General features: G+C 59.2%; 14 protein-coding genes and 3 tRNA genes. 10 read left to right on the forward strand and 7 right to left on the reverse strand.

What is annotated here, in order from left to right; translation table 11 throughout:
• The first annotated feature begins 1 nt into the window (after window position 1).
• Complete coding sequence (locus OO730_RS05680; RefSeq protein WP_264983618.1) at window positions 2–1,255, forward strand: molybdopterin molybdotransferase MoeA; 1,254 nt, start codon at window positions 2–4, stop codon at window positions 1,253–1,255.
• 29 nt (window positions 1,256–1,284) lie between these two features.
• Here the strand turns inward: OO730_RS05680 and OO730_RS05685 are convergent, their stop codons facing one another.
• From OO730_RS05685 to OO730_RS05700, 4 genes are all read right to left on the reverse strand, one after another.
• A complete protein-coding gene (locus OO730_RS05685; protein ID WP_264983619.1) occupies window positions 1,285–2,223 on the reverse strand; it encodes a discoidin domain-containing protein in 939 nt (312 codons plus the stop codon).
• A 122-nt stretch (window positions 2,224–2,345) separates the two neighbouring features.
• Window positions 2,346–3,689: an NADase-type glycan-binding domain-containing protein gene (locus OO730_RS05690; RefSeq protein ID WP_264983620.1), complete on the reverse strand. Its 1,344-nt coding sequence runs from the start codon at window positions 3,687–3,689 to the stop codon at window positions 2,346–2,348.
• A gap of 92 nt (window positions 3,690–3,781) precedes the next feature.
• Window positions 3,782–5,212, reverse strand: a complete 1,431-nt coding sequence (gene ahcY, locus OO730_RS05695) for an adenosylhomocysteinase (RefSeq protein WP_264983621.1) — start codon at window positions 5,210–5,212, stop codon at window positions 3,782–3,784.
• A gap of 27 nt (window positions 5,213–5,239) precedes the next feature.
• Window positions 5,240–6,151, reverse strand: coding sequence for an ArsR/SmtB family transcription factor (locus OO730_RS05700; protein WP_264983622.1), 912 nt, complete (start codon window positions 6,149–6,151; stop codon window positions 5,240–5,242).
• A gap of 287 nt (window positions 6,152–6,438) precedes the next feature.
• On the opposite strand from OO730_RS05700, the gene OO730_RS05705 reads away from it, so the two are divergent.
• From OO730_RS05705 to OO730_RS05730, 6 genes are all read left to right on the forward strand, one after another.
• A complete protein-coding gene (locus OO730_RS05705; RefSeq protein WP_264983623.1) occupies window positions 6,439–7,329 on the forward strand; it encodes a universal stress protein in 891 nt (296 codons plus the stop codon).
• A 9-nt stretch (window positions 7,330–7,338) separates the two neighbouring features.
• A complete protein-coding gene (locus OO730_RS05710; RefSeq protein ID WP_264983624.1) occupies window positions 7,339–7,758 on the forward strand; it encodes a PEGA domain-containing protein in 420 nt (139 codons plus the stop codon).
• A 1-nt stretch (window position 7,759) separates the two neighbouring features.
• A complete protein-coding gene (locus OO730_RS05715) occupies window positions 7,760–8,248 on the forward strand; it encodes a DUF721 domain-containing protein (protein ID WP_264983625.1) in 489 nt (162 codons plus the stop codon).
• A 37-nt stretch (window positions 8,249–8,285) separates the two neighbouring features.
• Window positions 8,286–8,636 (forward strand): hypothetical protein, encoded by a 351-nt coding sequence (locus tag OO730_RS05720; RefSeq protein WP_264983626.1) that lies wholly within the window; start codon window positions 8,286–8,288, stop codon window positions 8,634–8,636.
• 59 nt (window positions 8,637–8,695) lie between these two features.
• Window positions 8,696–8,770: transfer RNA gene (locus OO730_RS05725), tRNA-Gln, on the forward strand.
• A gap of 6 nt (window positions 8,771–8,776) precedes the next feature.
• Window positions 8,777–8,854: transfer RNA gene (locus tag OO730_RS05730), tRNA-Glu, on the forward strand.
• A 52-nt stretch (window positions 8,855–8,906) separates the two neighbouring features.
• Here OO730_RS05730 and OO730_RS05735 read toward each other — a convergent pair.
• The 3 genes from OO730_RS05735 to OO730_RS05745 form a co-directional block, all read right to left on the reverse strand.
• A complete protein-coding gene (locus tag OO730_RS05735) occupies window positions 8,907–9,989 on the reverse strand; it encodes a tyrosine-type recombinase/integrase (RefSeq protein WP_264983627.1) in 1,083 nt (360 codons plus the stop codon).
• 39 nt (window positions 9,990–10,028) lie between these two features.
• Window positions 10,029–10,274: a helix-turn-helix domain-containing protein gene (locus OO730_RS05740; protein WP_264983628.1), complete on the reverse strand. Its 246-nt coding sequence runs from the start codon at window positions 10,272–10,274 to the stop codon at window positions 10,029–10,031.
• 277 nt (window positions 10,275–10,551) lie between these two features.
• Window positions 10,552–11,508 (reverse strand): integrase domain-containing protein, encoded by a 957-nt coding sequence (locus OO730_RS05745; protein ID WP_264983629.1) that lies wholly within the window; start codon window positions 11,506–11,508, stop codon window positions 10,552–10,554.
• An 800-nt stretch (window positions 11,509–12,308) separates the two neighbouring features.
• On the opposite strand from OO730_RS05745, the gene OO730_RS05750 reads away from it, so the two are divergent.
• The 3 genes from OO730_RS05750 to OO730_RS05760 all read left to right on the forward strand — a co-directional run bounded on the left by OO730_RS05750 (window position 12,309) and on the right by OO730_RS05760 (window position 15,678).
• Window positions 12,309–13,787 (forward strand): B12-binding domain-containing radical SAM protein, encoded by a 1,479-nt coding sequence (locus OO730_RS05750; protein ID WP_264983630.1) that lies wholly within the window; start codon window positions 12,309–12,311, stop codon window positions 13,785–13,787.
• Window positions 13,788–14,199: 412 nt separating this feature from the next.
• Entirely contained in the window at window positions 14,200–15,390 is a 1,191-nt protein-coding gene (locus OO730_RS05755) for a lipopolysaccharide assembly protein LapA domain-containing protein (protein ID WP_264983631.1), read from the forward strand.
• Between the two features lie 213 nt (window positions 15,391–15,603).
• Window positions 15,604–15,678, forward strand: a tRNA-Glu gene (locus OO730_RS05760).
• Window positions 15,679–15,868 lie beyond the last annotated feature (190 nt).

A 15,868-nucleotide genomic window follows, 5' to 3' on the forward strand; every position in this document is an offset into this window, starting at 1 on the left:
CATGAATCACGGATTTTTCACCATCATCAGCCGCGAGGAGTTCGTGGAACGCCTCAAGGTGTTCGCCTCCCTTGAGGCCGAAACCGTGGACCTGGCTCTGGCCCGCGACCGGGTCCTGGCCGCAGGACTGACGGCGTCCCACGACTGGCCCCTGCTCGACCGATCCTGCATGGACGGGTTCGCGGTCAACGCCCGCGACGTGTTCGGGGCCGGCGAATCCAATCCAGGGTATCTGGAGTGCGTGGCCTCCCTGCCCATCGACCGGCTGCCGGACATCACCCTGCAGCCCGGCGAGTGCGCCCGCATCGCAACGGGCGGCATCCTGCCCGAAGGCGCCGACGCCGTGGTCATGGTCGAGCACACCCAGGCCATGGAAGAGGAAACCGTGGGCAGCACCATCGAAATCCGCAAGAGCGCGGCCCCCGGCGAAAACGTCATGCAGCGCGGCGAAGATGCCCGCGAGGGCAGGACAGCCCTGGCCCAGGGGATTGTCATGCGGCCCCAGGAAATCGGACTGGCCGCCGCCCTGGGCTTCGAGTCCGTGGAGCTGACGCGAAGGCCGCGCGTGGGCATCCTGTCCACAGGCGACGAACTCATCGAAGTGACCGGGACGCCCCGGCCCGGCCAGGTGCGCGACGTCAACTCCCTGACCCTGGCCGCCCTGGTCGAACAGGCGGGCGGCGTTCCGACCCGCTACGGCATCATCAAGGATGTTCTGCCCTCCCTGTCCGAGGCCCTGGAACGGGCAATCGATGAAAACGACCTGGTGCTCCTCTCCGGCGGCAGCTCCATCGGCGTGCGCGACCTCACGGTCCAGGCCATCGAGTCCATGGACAAGGCCGAAATCCTGGCCCACGGCGTGGCCCTCAGCCCCGGCAAGCCAACCATTCTCGGTCGCGTCGGGAACAAGCCCGTCCTCGGCCTGCCCGGCCAGGTGACCTCCGCCCTGGTGGTCATGCACGTGCTCATCCTGCCCCTGGTCCGCCACCTCCAGGGCGACGGCCACGCCTTCTCCGAAACCGGCCGCGCCGTGCGCAAGGCAGTCCTTTCGCGGAACCTGCCGTCCAAACCGGGCCGGGAGGACTACGTCCGCATCCGGCTGGAAACGCGCGACGGCAAACCGGACGCGGCCCACCCCGTGCTGGGCAAGTCGGGACTGCTGCGGACCATTGTCCAGGCCCACGGGCTGGCCCGCATCCCCGCCGAATCCGAAGGATTCTACGAGAACGACCTGATTGATGTATGGATTATATAAGCTATCGGAATCGATAGCTTTCGATTAGATCAGTCCTGTTCGTCCAACTCCAGTATCCGCCACCCTTCCCCGCCCTTCATGAGCACAAACACGGAGTCATCCTCGAAGTTCTTGTCCAGGTTCTCGACCTTCACGTTATAGGAGCCGAAGACCCGGACCTCGGCCAGGTCCCTGTCCAGATAGATCAGGTCGAAGCGCAGCCCGGCCGGGTCCACCCTGGCCGTGCGCAGCCGCTTGAAGGTCCCGCGCTGGCGCTGGATTTCCTTGAACACCTCGAACTGGAAGTCGAACTTGTCGCGCACATGGTGCGCGAACAGCAGATAGTAATCGTCGTCCAATGACGTCTGGCGGACGTAGAAGGTCCGCAGCAGGTCCTTGATCTCCTCGGGGACCTCGCTGGTCAGATCCGCCGGGGGCAGGCCGGAAATATCGGCGTTGTGGGCATCGATGGCCGCGCCGTCGGTCTGGGAGTTCATGAGCGTGAGGTAGAACTTGACCTCGGACACGGCCAGCTTCTTGCGGGCCACGGGCACGGACTTGGGGAACACCTCGTCCACCACGATCCTCAGCGACTTCACGGGCTGGATGGGACAGGCCACGATCTGCTCGCCTGGCTCGTCCCGCAGCCAGAACCGGGTTTCGGTGCCGTCGGGGTAGATGATGCGGCCGGAGCGGATGCGGCGGAACTGATCGAACAGGCCTTCGCCCTGATGGCCGTTGTAAATGCCGAGCTTGACCACGTTCACGGGCAGACCGAAGGAGAACTCCATCCACTGCCCCGCACCCGAGGACGCCTTGCCCACGGCCCAGGCCGTTGTCGGGTCGTTGTCCAGGAGATACTCCGGCCCGTACTCCAGGCCGAAATCCACCTTCTGGCTGGACACCTTGACGTCCACGTCCAGGGCCTGGGCCGGACAGGCCGCCAGTGCCGCGAAGCCGAGAATGAGAAGCATCAGGCTGAAACGCATGGCCGACTCATAGCACAACTTTTCCCGGACCGCTTCCATCAAATGGTCGCAAATTCAGGACGCCCGAACCGGGGTCGACATATCAATAGAAAGTATGGCCGAGGGGGTTGGAACGCAGGAAGTCACTTGTCCCTGACGCCGCTGATCAGCCACGTTCCGCCCTCGTTGACCAGCGTGAACAAGGCATTGACCTGGAACTCGTATCCCCGGTCGCCCACATAATACCGGCAGGGACCGTGCACCAGCGTGGACACCGCGCCACCGGACTCCACGGGCTTGTCGAAATTCAGGCCGATGAGTTCAAGCATGGCGATGTGGTGATTGTTGAACTCCTTCTTCTTCCGGGTCTCGGCCTGGAGGGAGAGGAACGCGCCGCGCTCCTTTTCCCGGATCGCCGAGGCGAGCACGTCGGGAAAACTGTCGGAGAGCGTGGTCAGATGGGACAGGAACCGCTTTATCCCGGCCACCAGTTCCAGGTCGAGCCAGGGGCTGATCACGCCCGCCTGCAAAGGCTTGTCCGCAGGGACTTCCGTGACCGGCCGCAGGTAGGCGACGGACCCTGCCGCCGTGTTCCCGGCCTTGGCCTTGGGCTTGGGCTTGGCAGCAGACTTTTTGGACACGGGCTTTTCGGCCGCAATTTTTTTGGCCGCAATTTTTTTGGGCGGGGTCTTTGCCGCCGGCTTCGACGCGGGCTTGACAGGTTCCGCCTTATCGACCGGCGCGGCTTTCTTCGGGGCCGTTTCCCCGGCCTCCGCAGGTTCGGTCCGACCGGCCTCCGCCTTGGCTGCCGGTTTCGGTTTGACTGCGGGCTTTGCCTTGGCAATGGGCCCGGGCACCTTCTCGCCCTTCGGCTTCGGCGTGGCCTGGGCCACAGGGTCCGGCTTCCCGGCAGCGGTCTCCACCTCTGCGGGCAGGTTCGCTTCCCCGGCGGCTCCCGCTCCCGCCGCGCCGACGATCTCGCCGAACACGGTCATCTCGGAAACGGCCACCTTGGCCTTGCCCATGGCCTCGTCCCCGGCAGCCGGGGCCACGCCGGTAATGATCACCCGGAAGGTCCTGACCGTCTTGGGCTCCAGCCGGATGGTCTGCACTCCGGACACGGGCTTGAGGGTGAACTTCTGGCGGGTCTCGTCGGGATAGAGAATGACCCCCCTGGTCAAACGCCGGAACTTGTCGAACCGTCCCTTGCCCTGGTGGCCGTTGGCCACCCTGAGGGAATCCAGCCGGACATCGGCCGGGAAGGTGAACTCGATCCACTTGCCCGGCCCCACGCCCGTGCCGCCGCCGACCCACGCCGTCTCCGGGTCGTTGTCGATGAGATTGGCGCCCACGAAGCTCCCCTCATGGTTGCGCACGGTCACCTCCACGCCGTCCACGGGCGCGCCCAGGGCGGGCACGCAGACGAGTACCGCCAGCAGCAACGCGGCCGGACCCAGGAGCAGTGGTTTCACATTCGACATAGGCATTCGTTTTCCCGTAACAAAAAAGGGAGCCGTTTGGCTCCCCTCTTTTTCGGACGAATCCGATTATTTCTTAATGCTTGATATACCGCCGGTTGCTAGTAGCGGTAGTGGTCGGGCTTGAAGGGGCCTTCCACGTCCACGCCGATGTAGTCGGCCTGGGCCTTGGTCAGCTTTTCCAGCTTCACGCCGAGGCGGGCGAGATGCAGCCGGGCCACTTCCTCGTCCAGCTTCTTGGGCAGGATCATGACCTTGGGGTCGTAGTCGTTCTTGGCCAGGTCGAGCTGGGCCAGCACCTGGTTGGTGAAGGAGTTGGACATGACGAAGCTCGGGTGGCCGGTGGCGCAGCCGAGGTTCACCAGACGGCCTTCGGCCAGGATGATGATGGAACGACCGGATTCCAGGGTCCACTTGTCCACCTGGGGCTTGACCTGCTTGCGCACGCACTTGGGGTTCTTCTCCAGGTAGATCATCTCGATCTCGGAGTCGAAGTGGCCGATGTTGCACAGGATGGCCTCGTCCTTCATCTGCTCCATGTGCTCGCCGGTGACCACGTGGTAGTTGCCGGTGCAGGTGACGAAGATGTCGCCGCGGGAGGCGGCGTCGTCCATAGTGGTGACCTCGAAGCCTTCCATGGCGGCCTGAAGCGCGCAGATGGGATCGATCTCGGTAACCAGGACACGGGCGCCGAAGCCGCGCATGGACTGGGCGCAGCCCTTGCCCACATCGCCGTAACCGACCACGACCGCGATCTTGCCCGCCACCATGACGTCGGTGGCGCGCTTGATGCCGTCGGCCAGGGACTCGCGGCAGCCGTACAGGTTGTCGAACTTGGACTTGGTCACGGAATCGTTGACGTTGATGGCCGGGAAGAGCAACTCGCCTGCGCGCTGCATCTCATAGAGGCGATGCACGCCGGTGGTGGTCTCCTCGGACACGCCGCGCACCTTCTTGGCGATCTCGGTCCACTTGGTCGGGTTGGCCTTCACGGACGCGGCCAGCCGGTCCATGATCAGCTGGAACTCGTGGACGTCGTATTCCTTGTCGCACAGGGACGGGTCCTTCTCGACCTTGACGCCCTGGTGGATGAGCAGGGTGGCGTCGCCGCCGTCGTCCACGATCAGGTCCGGGCCGGAGCCGTCGGGCCAGGTCAGGGCCTGCTCGGTGCACCACCAGTACTCTTCCAGGGTCTCGCCCTTCCAGGCGAACACCTTGGCCATGCCGGACTCGGCGATGGCGGCTGCGGCGTGGTCCTGGGTGGAAAAGATGTTGCAGGACGCCCAGCGGATGTCGGCACCCAGCTCATAGAGGGTCTGGATGAGCATGGCGGTCTGGATGGTCATGTGCAGAGAGCCCATGACCTTCAACCCCTTGAGGGGTTTATCCTTGCCGTATTTCTCGATGATGGACATCAGGCCCGGCATCTCGCGCTCGGACAACTGCATTTCCATGCGGCCCCATTCGGCCTGGGACGGATCAGCGACCTTGTTCTCGCAAGTCGGGTCGACGGGCAGGACATTCTTGGACATATTTCCTCCGATTCTAAGGTGATATTCTTATTTTTTCTCGGCCTCGTACAAAACGACGACAAGGCCCATGTTGACGGAAAATTCCGTGACGGACCGGACTTCGAACCGGGCCTGTTCCAGCCATGCGCTCATCTTCTCGCGCGGGATGCCCAACCGCCGGTCGCCGTACTCGCTGCGCATGAGCTCGTTCTCGTGCTGGTCGAACTCGGCGATGATCAGCCTTCCGCCGATCTTGAGCACGCGGCCCGCCTCGATGAGCGCGTCCAGGGGGCGGGGCAGATGGTGCAGGACCAGGGAGATGACCGTGCAGTCCGCCTCCCAGTCGCGCAGGGGCAGGTGCGTCAGGTCGCCGATGCGCAGGCTCATCCGGCCGTCGCCGGAGAACCGCTCCTCGGCCAGCTCAAGCATCCTGGGCGAGTTGTCCACGCCGATGACGGTCTCGGCGGTCTTGGAAAGAATCTCCAGCATATCGCCGGGGCCGCAGCCGATGTCCGCCGCGCAGGTGCAACGGGGCAGCCGCTTGCGGATCTCGCGTCCAAGGTCGAGGTCGCCCAGGACCTCGGCGGTCATGCGGTCCCATTCCGGCGCGATGTCGTCGAAGAACTTGCGGGTGGCCGCAGTCCGCTCCCGGATGACCTTTTCGGCCCGGTTGCGGTCGCGCAAGGCGTCGGTCTCCTCGGACAACAGCGAGCGCACGCCGTCCAGGAACGTCCGGCCGGGCCCTTCCTCGCTGGCCCGGTAGAACGCCCAAAGCCCGTCGCGCCTGACCTCCACCAGCCCGGATTCCGACAGGATCTTGAGGTGCCGCGAAATGCGCGACTGGCCCATGGCCATGACCTGCACGATCTCGCCCACGTTCAACTCGTATTCAAGAAGAACATTGACCAGCCGGGCTCGGGTTTCGTCGGCTAACGCCTTACAATATTTTATTATTTCCATCTATTTCGTCCTATATCAGGATATCTTGATATAAGGAATAAACCCTTCCTACATGAAGATGCGGGGCACGGTCAAGACGCTTTTTCCCACACGCTTGTCGATTTCGCCCCGGGATGCAGCAGCCTGAACAACGCCGGCAGCCGGGAAGCCGCCTCCTTTTGCGCCGCAGCCGCCCTTTTGATATTGCTTGCCCTGCTCATCTGAAATTGCAATAGTAGCAGTGGAAAGCCGCCAGCCGGTTGGCGGCGAACTGACCTCATATACCGGCCCAGACGGAGGAAACGCACATGTTCAAGAAGATACTCCTGGCAGTGACCCCGCTGATAGACGTGCAGACCGCGCCCAAGACGGCATTCGACCTGGCCCGAAAGCGCGGCGCCGAACTGATCCTCTTCCATGCCCTGCCCATCGGCAGGGACCCCTGGTGCTCCTTTGACGAAACTATTTCCAGCGACGAACTCGTCGCCTCGGCCCGGAAGAAGATCGCCGAGTTCTTTGCCGAGGGCCTGAAGGACATCCCCAACCACTCCATCCGGGTGGCCACGGGCACTCCCCACAAGGAGCTGCTCAAGATCATCCACGCCGAGTCCGTCGACCTCATCATCATGGGGCACCACACCGCGGCCATGGACCGTCCGGACCGCATGTGGGGCGTGGTGGACACCACCATCCGCAAGGTATGCGCCAACGTGTTCTGCCCGGTCATGGTGGTGACCAGCGAAATCCCCGCCGATGCCGAGATCAAGCGCGTCCTCATGGCCACGGACTTCTCGACGCCGTCCGACTCCGCCCTGTGTTACGCCATCCAGCTGGCCCGGGCCAACGACGCCCACCTGGACATCTTCCATGTGCTGGACGTGGGCCAGACCTCGCCCAACCCCAAGTACTACATGCAGGCGATGAACGTGTTCATCGACAAGGCCAAGGAGCGGATGGCCCGGCGCTACACCAAGGCCCTCGCGGGCGTCAGCCACGCCTTCCACTGCTGGGAGGGCATCCCCTATGTCGAGATACTCAAGCAGGCCAGGTTCGAGAAGGCCGACGTGGTGGTCATGGCCCAGTATTCATCCAGCGAGGACGAGGCCAAGCCGTCGGTCGGGTCCACCCCCATCCAGGTGGCCCTTTCGCCCGGCTGCCCGGCCATCATCGTCAACTACCGCGCCCGCAACTGCATGTAAGGAGCATTCATGTCCCGACCAGTCGCCCCCCTGCTCGCCGTCGCCTGCCTGCTCGCCCTGGCCGCCTGCGGCGTGCCCAAGCAGAAGATTCCCGTGTCCACCGACCCCATCGGGGCCGCCATCTACCTGGACGGCGAAAAACAATGCACCAGCCCCTGCGCGGTGCGGGCGGACAAACAGGGCGACCACCTGCTGACCATCGTCAAGGAGGGGTACGAGCAGGAAGAGATCATCCTCAAGCGGCAATTCAAGCCCGACAGGGCCCTGCGCGACGGCGTCATCTCCGGCATCATCAGAGGCGGCGGGGCCGAGGGCGTGGCCAAGGAGACCGCCAGGGAAGTGGACGAGCAGGAGCGGTCCGGCGAGGCATACGTGCTCACGCCGTCCATCGTCACCATCAGGCTGACCCCGAAGGGAGACCGGCTGTAACATGACCCGCTACTTCCGCGCATACAACAAACCCGGTCGCGCCAACACAACCAAAAAGGTGGGCAAGGCCCTGCCCCGATTCCTCGACAGGCTGGACACCACGGGCGGCTTCGCCCTGGTCAGGCTGTGGCGCGCCTGGGACGACATCATGGGCGACATGGCGCAGTTCGCCCGCCCCCTGGGCCACAGGCGAACAACGATCATCCTGGCCGCCGACGACCCCATCGTCATGCAGGAGGCCCAATATCTGGCCCCCATGCTGCTCCAGAAAATCAACGCTTTTCTGAGCGAAGAAGTCTTTGACAAAATAGTATTCGAGCTGCTAAACGGCAGAGTTCCTTTGGACGGAGCAATCCGGCCGGAGGCTCCAGAGCCTCCGAGGAAACTTAAAAAGCCTAAGAAATTAGGCGATTTAAACGAGGAACTGGACCCCGACTCCCCCGTGGGGAGATGTTACCGGGCGTACCAGAGGGTGTTCGACGACGAGTAGTCCATCCTTCCTCAATCCACATTTTAAGGAGTACACCATGAGTGAAGAAGTGAAAGAAATTGCCTTTGACGAGCTTGGCCTGACCAAGCCGCTGGAAAAGATGACCACCAAAGAGCTGCGCACCCTGTGCATCGAAAAGCTCCCCATGATCACCGGCGCTTCCGGCAGGGACAAGGCCGAGCTGGTCCAGTCCATCAAGGACGTCTTCGGCATCGTCGAAGAGCAGCAGGTCTCTCCCTACAAGAAGCAGATCGCCGAGATCAAGCGTCAGATCCGCGCCATGCGCGTCGAAAAGGAAGCCCTTCAGGACCGCGCCAAGCGCGACTACCTGCGCCGCAAGATCAACAAGCTGAAAAAGCGCACCCGTCAGCTCGCCAAAGCTGTCTAAATAGCGCAAAAAAGAAGTTGACATTCCAGGGGCCAGCCCTTAAATCAACTTCTCGCTGCTGGGCTGTCGTTCAATTGGCAGGACGACGGGTTCTGGCTCCGTTAATCAAGGTTCGAGTCCTTGCAGCCCAGCCAAATTGCGTCCCCATCGTCTAGCCTGGTCCAGGACGGCGGCCTTTCACGCCGTTAACAGGGGTTCAAATCCCCTTGGGGACGCCAAGGAAATCAAAGGCCTTACGCACACCGCGTAAGGCCTTTTCCTTTTCACGTGTCACCCGCAAGTGTCATTTTTCCGGGCTCGGCCTCTGACCGCATCGGCCAAGGCCGCGTCCAGGGCATCCACGGCACCGGTGGTCTTCTTCGTCCGGAGGATGTAGCGCTGGGTCGTGGCGATGGACTTGTGCCTGAGCAGGTGCTTCACTTCCATGATGGTCGCACCGTTGTCGATAGCCACTCGGGCCGCCAGGTGACGGATGCCATGAAAGCCGAACGGCTTCACCCCGGCTTCGGCGCACAACCGCTTCAGCCACCGATTGTTCGGGTCCAGAAGGCCGTTGAACCGACTGCCAAAGACCAGGTCCTCGGAGCCGGACACCAGCTTCCATTCGGCCAGCTTGGCGCGAAGCCCTGCGGACATGGGGAGTTCGTCGAATTCCGCGTTTCCGCTTCGCCGCTTCCGTGTCCAGTAGCCGACAAGTCCGGAACCGAAGTCGACCTCGCTCCACTTGAGCTTCCAAAGCTCGCTCCTGCGCGGCGCGGTATGGAAGGCCAGCAACAGCAGTTGCCTACGACGAGGTCCAGCCAGGTCCACCACCTTGCGGAAGTCGCCCAACGGCGGGACGTAGCGCGGGTGGCGATCCTCGGGGAACCTGTCCACATGCTGGAAGGGATTGTCCCTGTCCAGATTGAGGTACTTGATTCCCCACACCCAGGCGGCGGCGAGATTCTTGCGATCCTTGTTCGCCGAATTCCCGGTTACCGTCCTGGAGACCATGGCCAGATGCTCCAGAGCCACGTGAAGGCTGATTCGCCCGACCAGCGACCGGTCGTCCCTGAGGAAAGACCCCAGTCGCTGGAAAGCCAACCGCTTTTCGTTGTAGGTCTTCCGGCACATCGTGTCCTCGACGTGATCGAGGTAACGATTCGCCCATTCCGTCACGGTCAGAGCCCGGCCAATCACATCGGCCTTGGCAGGGTTTCTCTGATCGGCCACCTTGAATGCCTTGACGGTTTCGCCTTCCCAGTCCTCTGCCTGTCTCTTGGTTTCAAAGAACTTCGTGCGCCTGATGATCGGACCATGTGTCGGGGTGAAACGCACCACGCCCCTCCACCGTTTTCCTTCCTTGTAGGGCATATTTTCTCCTGCAGGGAAGGTCGCTTACCATTATTGAAGTTACCAAATGCCATGACGATCCGTCAAATTGGACCGGCTTCCGCCTTCGTCCGTGACTGGCGTCTTTTCTGCATGGCCGATCTGGCCCCTGGCGATATACGCCTCGAGCAGATCATGGTGAAATCGGATGCCCCGTTTTCCGATCCGAAAAGCCCCCAGCGCGGCAAGCATGGCCGGAGTTCTGACCAGGCTTTCCGAACAATTCAGGATTCGGGCGACATCCTTGACCTTCAATGCGTTCGACATGCGACCTAAACCAAAGGGTTAAACACCTGTCCCGCAGCGGGACTCCCAGCCAACCCTTCAGTCTGATCACACCGGCACCTTTGAACTCAAGGAATCGGGATAGGGTATTTTCACTTTTCGATGAGTCGCTCATCAGGGGGCAACCGTCCTCCCGCCCATCGGCCACAAGCCGACGGGCGGGAGGACGGTTGCCTGGAGATGAATCGCCTGAGCGATTCATCTCCAGGCAACCTCATGCCCAATAAGGGAAACCCCGCCGGAAAGGGCGGGGCTTCTTCTAACGGGAGCTGCCAAGATAGGCGTCGGACACATCCCGGCGGCCGGGGGAATGACCGGCAGTGACCTCGATGTCGTCACGGGCTTCGGCGTCGAGCCGAGGCCATTCGTTCCCAGCCGTGTCCCGCGCGGCTTTCTGGAAGGCTTCCACGGAATCGTGCTGGTTGGGCGGCTGAAAGCCCGTGTGCTCGACGTACATATGGTGGAACCGTTCATGACGATTGCTGTGCAGCGTCCACCCGCTTTCCTTCTTGGTGAAGCCGCAAAGCCTGGCCGCGTAGGACAGCTTTTCCTGCCATTTGTCGCCCATCCCGCTCGGCATGAGGTTATGAATCCCCGGCCTGTCGGATTGACTGACGTATGGTAGAGCTCGCTCAAGAGCTTCCTGCTGCCGATCGGACAGATTGTGCAGCGTCCGGGGGCGTCCACCCTTCGGGCCATACTGGATGCGAAGAGTGCGGCCTTCCTTGTCCCAATCGTTGATCAGATCGACTTTTGCCGATTCTTCGCGTCGGAGCCCCAGTTCGTATTGAAGCCGGATCTGGGCGGCGCACCGGGGACCGTGCTCGTATGACGATTCGGCTTCCAATTTGGCGATTGCCCCCAAGACGAATTCAGGGGCAACCGCCTTGCTGTTGGCGTTGGCAATGGTCCCGCGCTTCACGCCGAACACGTCATTGGTCGGACTGATGCGGGTGTTGCCATATGCTTCGCACAGGTGACGGGCTGCCGAAAAGATTTCGGCGATACGCCCGTCACCCACGCCCTGTTCTTTCATTTTGTCGGCCACAGCCGCAAAATGCTTGTTGGAAATGTTGGTCCATTTGCGGACCCCAAACCCGGCTTCACGCAACCGGCTTGCGAAGGCTTTGGCGTTCTGCCGGATTCTGTGTTGTTTCGAGCGCGGGCCGGACAAGGTTGCCCTGTTCGCGCCCAGTACCAGACTGATGGATTTCATATTGAATCTCCTTCCTGAAGTTCGGGGCAGTGCCCCGGGACAAAGCGAACCCACGGGTCCGCCTATGGCGCGAATGCGCCACACAACAACCGACACGGGACAAATCAATGTCCGTTTCCCACAGAAGGAAAAATCCTGAGAATCCATTCAATAAGGGGTGCCACCACGCAGGCTCGTTCGTCCTGCGCAAAAAGCGGTGGCCATGGGGGAATTTCGACAACGGCAGATTTCTAGATACCTGTCGTTTGTCCGGCGGGGGTGCTGTGTTTCAGCCTGGCGTTTGGATGTGAAAGTGTGCCGTTTGGAAATGAACGGCAGCGAAGTGTTTGGTGTTCCGGCATGTTGGTGCCGATTTAAGCGTTCATCAGTTTAGACTGTCGTCAAAACTTATGAACGCGCCTGAACGCGATTCTTACCTCCTTCTGGTTCCTCAACCTGACTGGTTATGCCCTGTCCTATCACTCCGAGAAATCGCCGCGCAAGGTCCGACGGCAGGGTTTCTCTCCCTCACGCCGATTTCCCCTGCGAGCGTGACGCAAGCAGCCGCCGGGGCAAGGCCAAGCCCTTCGGGCGACCGGCGAGCCGGTCGGCCTTGCCTCGACGGCTTTACTTGCGTCGTTATCCGCGCAGGCAACGGCGAGAGGGATGGCGGGATCGACTCGAGCTCAAGGGATTATAAGCTGTCACGTTTTACCATGTGGTGAGAAGCAAGGTGGACCCATTTCTGTTTCACCAAAAAATAACACGATTTGAATTGTGGATTCCCATGATCGGAGTACTATGCATATGAGGTGAAAATTATGAACGCTCTTTTGGTCTACCCTGCCTATCCCGATACATTCTGGAGTTTCAAAAGCATACTGTCCTTTGTATCAAAAAAGGCGGCTTTCCCCCCGCTCGGTTTGCTCACTGTGGCCGCCATGCTTCCCGTGGAATGGGAAAAAAAACTGGTTGATACGAATATCGCCCCTCTGGAAAACGCCGACCTCGAATGGGCGGACGTTGTCATGGTCAGCGCCATGTTGGTGCAACTTCCCAGCGCGAGGAATATCATGAAACGCGCCAGGGAAGCCGGAAAAACCGTGATCGCGGGAGGACCAGCCTTCAGGTCGCATCTCGAGCAATTTCCCGATGTGGATCATTTCATCATCGGTGAATCGGAAACCGTCATGCCAGAATTTCTGCGGGACTTCGAACGAGGAGTAGCCAAGAAGCACTATACGTCCTCCGAACACCCCGATTTGGACATCACCCCCCTTCCGGCGTGGAACCTGCTGAGAATGAAGGATTATATCTCCATGTCGGTGCAGTATTCCAGAGGCTGCCCTTTTGATTGCGAGTTTTGCGACATTGTGGCCATGAACGGACGTCGCCCTCGCGTCAAAAATCCCGATCAGATGATGCGGGAAATTCAAAGTCTGTATGATGCCGGGTGGAGGGAGTCCGTCTTTATCGTGGACGACAACTTTATCGGGAACATAGTCCGGGTGAAGGAGTTTCTGCCCAGGCTCGCCGAATGGCAGAGGCTGCACCATTACCCCTTCAAGCTCATGACCGAGGCCAGCGTGAATCTGGCACAGGACAATGAACTCATGGAGATGATGAGCGCGGCGAACTTCCACAAGGTGTTCATCGGCATTGAAACGCCTTCCACGGAGAGCCTAGTTGAGTGCGGGAAAAAACAGAACGTAACCGCCGATTTCAGCTCGGCGATCAGGAATATTCACCAACACGGCATGCAGGTGATGGGTGGTTTCATCGTGGGGTTCGACAACGACACCTCGTCGATTTTCGGGCAGCAATTCAGATTCATTCAGGAGATCGGTGTCGTGACGGCCATGATCGGGGTTCTCAATGCGATGCCGCATACGAGATTATGGGCTCGGCTCAAATCCGAAGGGAGACTGCTTGGCGAATTGAGCGGAGAGAATACCGACGCCTGCCTGAACTTCGATCCCCGCATGGGATGCGAAACCCTGCTGGATGGATACAAGAAACTCGTGGGTGAGCTTTACTCTCCAAGGAAATATTATGACCGGATCAGCACGTTTCTCTCTTCCTACGCGCCCACGGCACGGGGGAAAATGGTGCGGACGGATGTTCAGGCTTTCTTGAAAAGCATGTGGGCTGTCGGGTTCGCCTCACCAGCCCGCATCCTCTACTGGAAGCTGGTGCTAAAAACACTGTTGACCAAGCCCAAAGCCCTCTCCGCCGTGGTTGAAATGGCGATTCAGGGCTTGCATTTTGCCCGGGTGTCCCAGCGTATCATGGGCGTGTGAGGCAGCAGGGGGGGCAGGGCCGGACGCCTCCTTCATGCCATCGGGTGCGACTCTCATATGGAGATGGCGCTGAGCAATATGACTTGTATATTCATTGTAGGCAATTGCATGATAACCCGACGGCGAAATTTGAAAATTCAAGATTGAAACCGTTGGTAACCGAATTCGACATCTTTACCAGGAGATATCCGATGGAAGAATCATGTGAAAACTGTCGTTACTATCTCTCGGTTCAAACTGCCTATAAAGAAGATGGAACATGCAGATTCTCCCCCCCCACGGTCTCTATGGTCTCGGAGTCAGCCATGGCCATCTGGCCAAGAGTGGCAAAAACTGATTGGTGTGGCCAATTCTCTCCCAAAAAAAAGAAAAAATCTTAGCATCCACTCCGTATCAACCAAGGAGATCGTTGATGGGAAGCAAGTTCACAGCGTTTCGGGGAAAGGCCCACCTGGCCGTTTCCATTGCGCTCGTATTATTATGCTTGTTGTTCATTCTGCAAAACATTGAACAGACCCAGATATCATTTCTGTTTTGGACGATTTCAACATCACGTTCGATAATGCTTCTGGTCACCATGCTTGTCGGCGTCATCATTGGATTGGTTGCCGTTTTGGGAAAACGGGCAAGAAAAGCTGCACCCGTCACGCCAAGGCAGGACAGTAACTGGGCGGAACAGCAAAATACGATGGCGAACAACGACGCCGAGAGATTGGAATTGCACTCGAAACTGATCAAAGCTGAGCAGGCTTCAGCAGTACTCGAGGCAAGTCAAAAGGAGTCACTCGACCGAATCAGGTCATCCGAAAGTAAACAACGGCTCTCTGAAGAAGAATTATCGACGGTCAAGACAGCCTTGAGCGATGCCAGATATGCCATTTCAGCTCTGACGAACGAAATGGAAAAACTACATGAAGAACTTGATACTAAAGAATTAATTGATAGAATTATTCAGCACGACCTCAGAGGAGCCATCTCGGCGTCGGTCCTGCTCCCTGAAGCGATTCTAGATGACGCCAACTTGGATGAAAACCAGAAGGAAATTGTGACTCTCATACGTGATAGTGGGAAAAAGATGCTTGAGATATTGGACTCAAGCCTGACGATTTATCGGATAGAGCAAGGAGCGTATGAAAAAAAATTCACCTCAGTAAACCTTCGCAAGGTTATTTCCACAGTAATCGAACGGATTCAACGAGTCATTACAAACTCAAACCAAGATATTTCAATCAATTGCATGGATGCTGGCGATCAACGAAACGATGTATTCCTTGTTTGTGGAGATGAGTTTCTTCTCTTCAGCACCTTCATGAATCTGATTACCAACGCTATCGAAGCCTCCCCGAACGGAAAGCAAATTTCAATAACTCTCAGTCGAAACGACTATTGCACCGTTTCAATCCGCAATCATGGCGAAGTGCCGGAAAGCATCCGGGATACTTTTTTCAACAAAATGGTAACTGCGGGCAAGAAGTTCGGAACAGGCCTTGGGACATACTCAGCCATGCTGATGGTCAAAGCCCAAAACGGGAGCATTGAATTAGATTGCTCCGAGCCCGGGATGACAACCATTTACGTCAATCTGCCAAAGGCAGAAGCCTAGCAGGAAGCAAGGGTAGACAAGCCAAAAGCAGCAGCTCCAACAATCATTCTCCGTGAGATCCGCCCTCAGAACCACACCGAGACAGGCTCCTCACTCCCCACCTATCGGCTAGTTCAAACCTGACGCACCCACGTGTCACCCAAGTGTCATACTCAGCGGCAACAATGGTTTTAGTGGCGAATATGGCGATTTTAAACAATTGAAATAATGTAGGTAAGCAACCTTCCGGTTGATTGTTTACGGCCTTTCACGCCGTTAACAGGGGTTCAAATCCCCTTGGGGACGCCACGAAAACAAAAAGCGGCAGTTGCTGAAGCAGCTGCCGCTTTTTCATGCCCTCCGGCTTGCGCCAGACCGCTCTGGCCGACCTCTTTCCTCATGCCGGTCCCCCCGCCTCTTTTTTGACGTCCCCATCCCTTCTCAAAAAATAATGGCCCGACTTCTCAATTTGTTGAACAGTGTCGGAAGATAGAAGTTT

The organism is Pseudodesulfovibrio portus (assembly GCF_026000375.1).
In the GTDB taxonomy this organism is placed as follows: Bacteria; Desulfobacterota; Desulfovibrionia; order Desulfovibrionales; family Desulfovibrionaceae; genus Pseudodesulfovibrio; species Pseudodesulfovibrio portus.

Coding starts and splice junctions, on each gene's coding strand:
- OO730_RS05700 (WP_264983622.1), bottom strand. CDS start 6,151: ATGGAAATAATAAAATATTGTAAGGCGTTAGCCGACGAAACCCGAGCC.
- OO730_RS05690 (WP_264983620.1), bottom strand. CDS start 3,689: ATGCCTATGTCGAATGTGAAACCACTGCTCCTGGGTCCGGCCGCGTTG.
- OO730_RS05720 (WP_264983626.1), top strand. CDS start 8,286: ATGAGTGAAGAAGTGAAAGAAATTGCCTTTGACGAGCTTGGCCTGACC.
- OO730_RS05745 (WP_264983629.1), bottom strand. CDS start 11,508: ATGAAATCCATCAGTCTGGTACTGGGCGCGAACAGGGCAACCTTGTCC.
- OO730_RS05680 (WP_264983618.1), top strand. CDS start 2: ATGAATCACGGATTTTTCACCATCATCAGCCGCGAGGAGTTCGTGGAA.
- OO730_RS05685 (WP_264983619.1), bottom strand. CDS start 2,223: ATGCGTTTCAGCCTGATGCTTCTCATTCTCGGCTTCGCGGCACTGGCG.
- OO730_RS05755 (WP_264983631.1), top strand. CDS start 14,200: ATGGGAAGCAAGTTCACAGCGTTTCGGGGAAAGGCCCACCTGGCCGTT.
- OO730_RS05750 (WP_264983630.1), top strand. CDS start 12,309: ATGAACGCTCTTTTGGTCTACCCTGCCTATCCCGATACATTCTGGAGT.
- OO730_RS05715 (WP_264983625.1), top strand. CDS start 7,760: ATGACCCGCTACTTCCGCGCATACAACAAACCCGGTCGCGCCAACACA.
- OO730_RS05705 (WP_264983623.1), top strand. CDS start 6,439: ATGTTCAAGAAGATACTCCTGGCAGTGACCCCGCTGATAGACGTGCAG.
- ahcY (WP_264983621.1), bottom strand. CDS start 5,212: ATGTCCAAGAATGTCCTGCCCGTCGACCCGACTTGCGAGAACAAGGTC.
- OO730_RS05740 (WP_264983628.1), bottom strand. CDS start 10,274: ATGTCGAACGCATTGAAGGTCAAGGATGTCGCCCGAATCCTGAATTGT.
- OO730_RS05710 (WP_264983624.1), top strand. CDS start 7,339: ATGTCCCGACCAGTCGCCCCCCTGCTCGCCGTCGCCTGCCTGCTCGCC.
- OO730_RS05735 (WP_264983627.1), bottom strand. CDS start 9,989: ATGCCCTACAAGGAAGGAAAACGGTGGAGGGGCGTGGTGCGTTTCACC.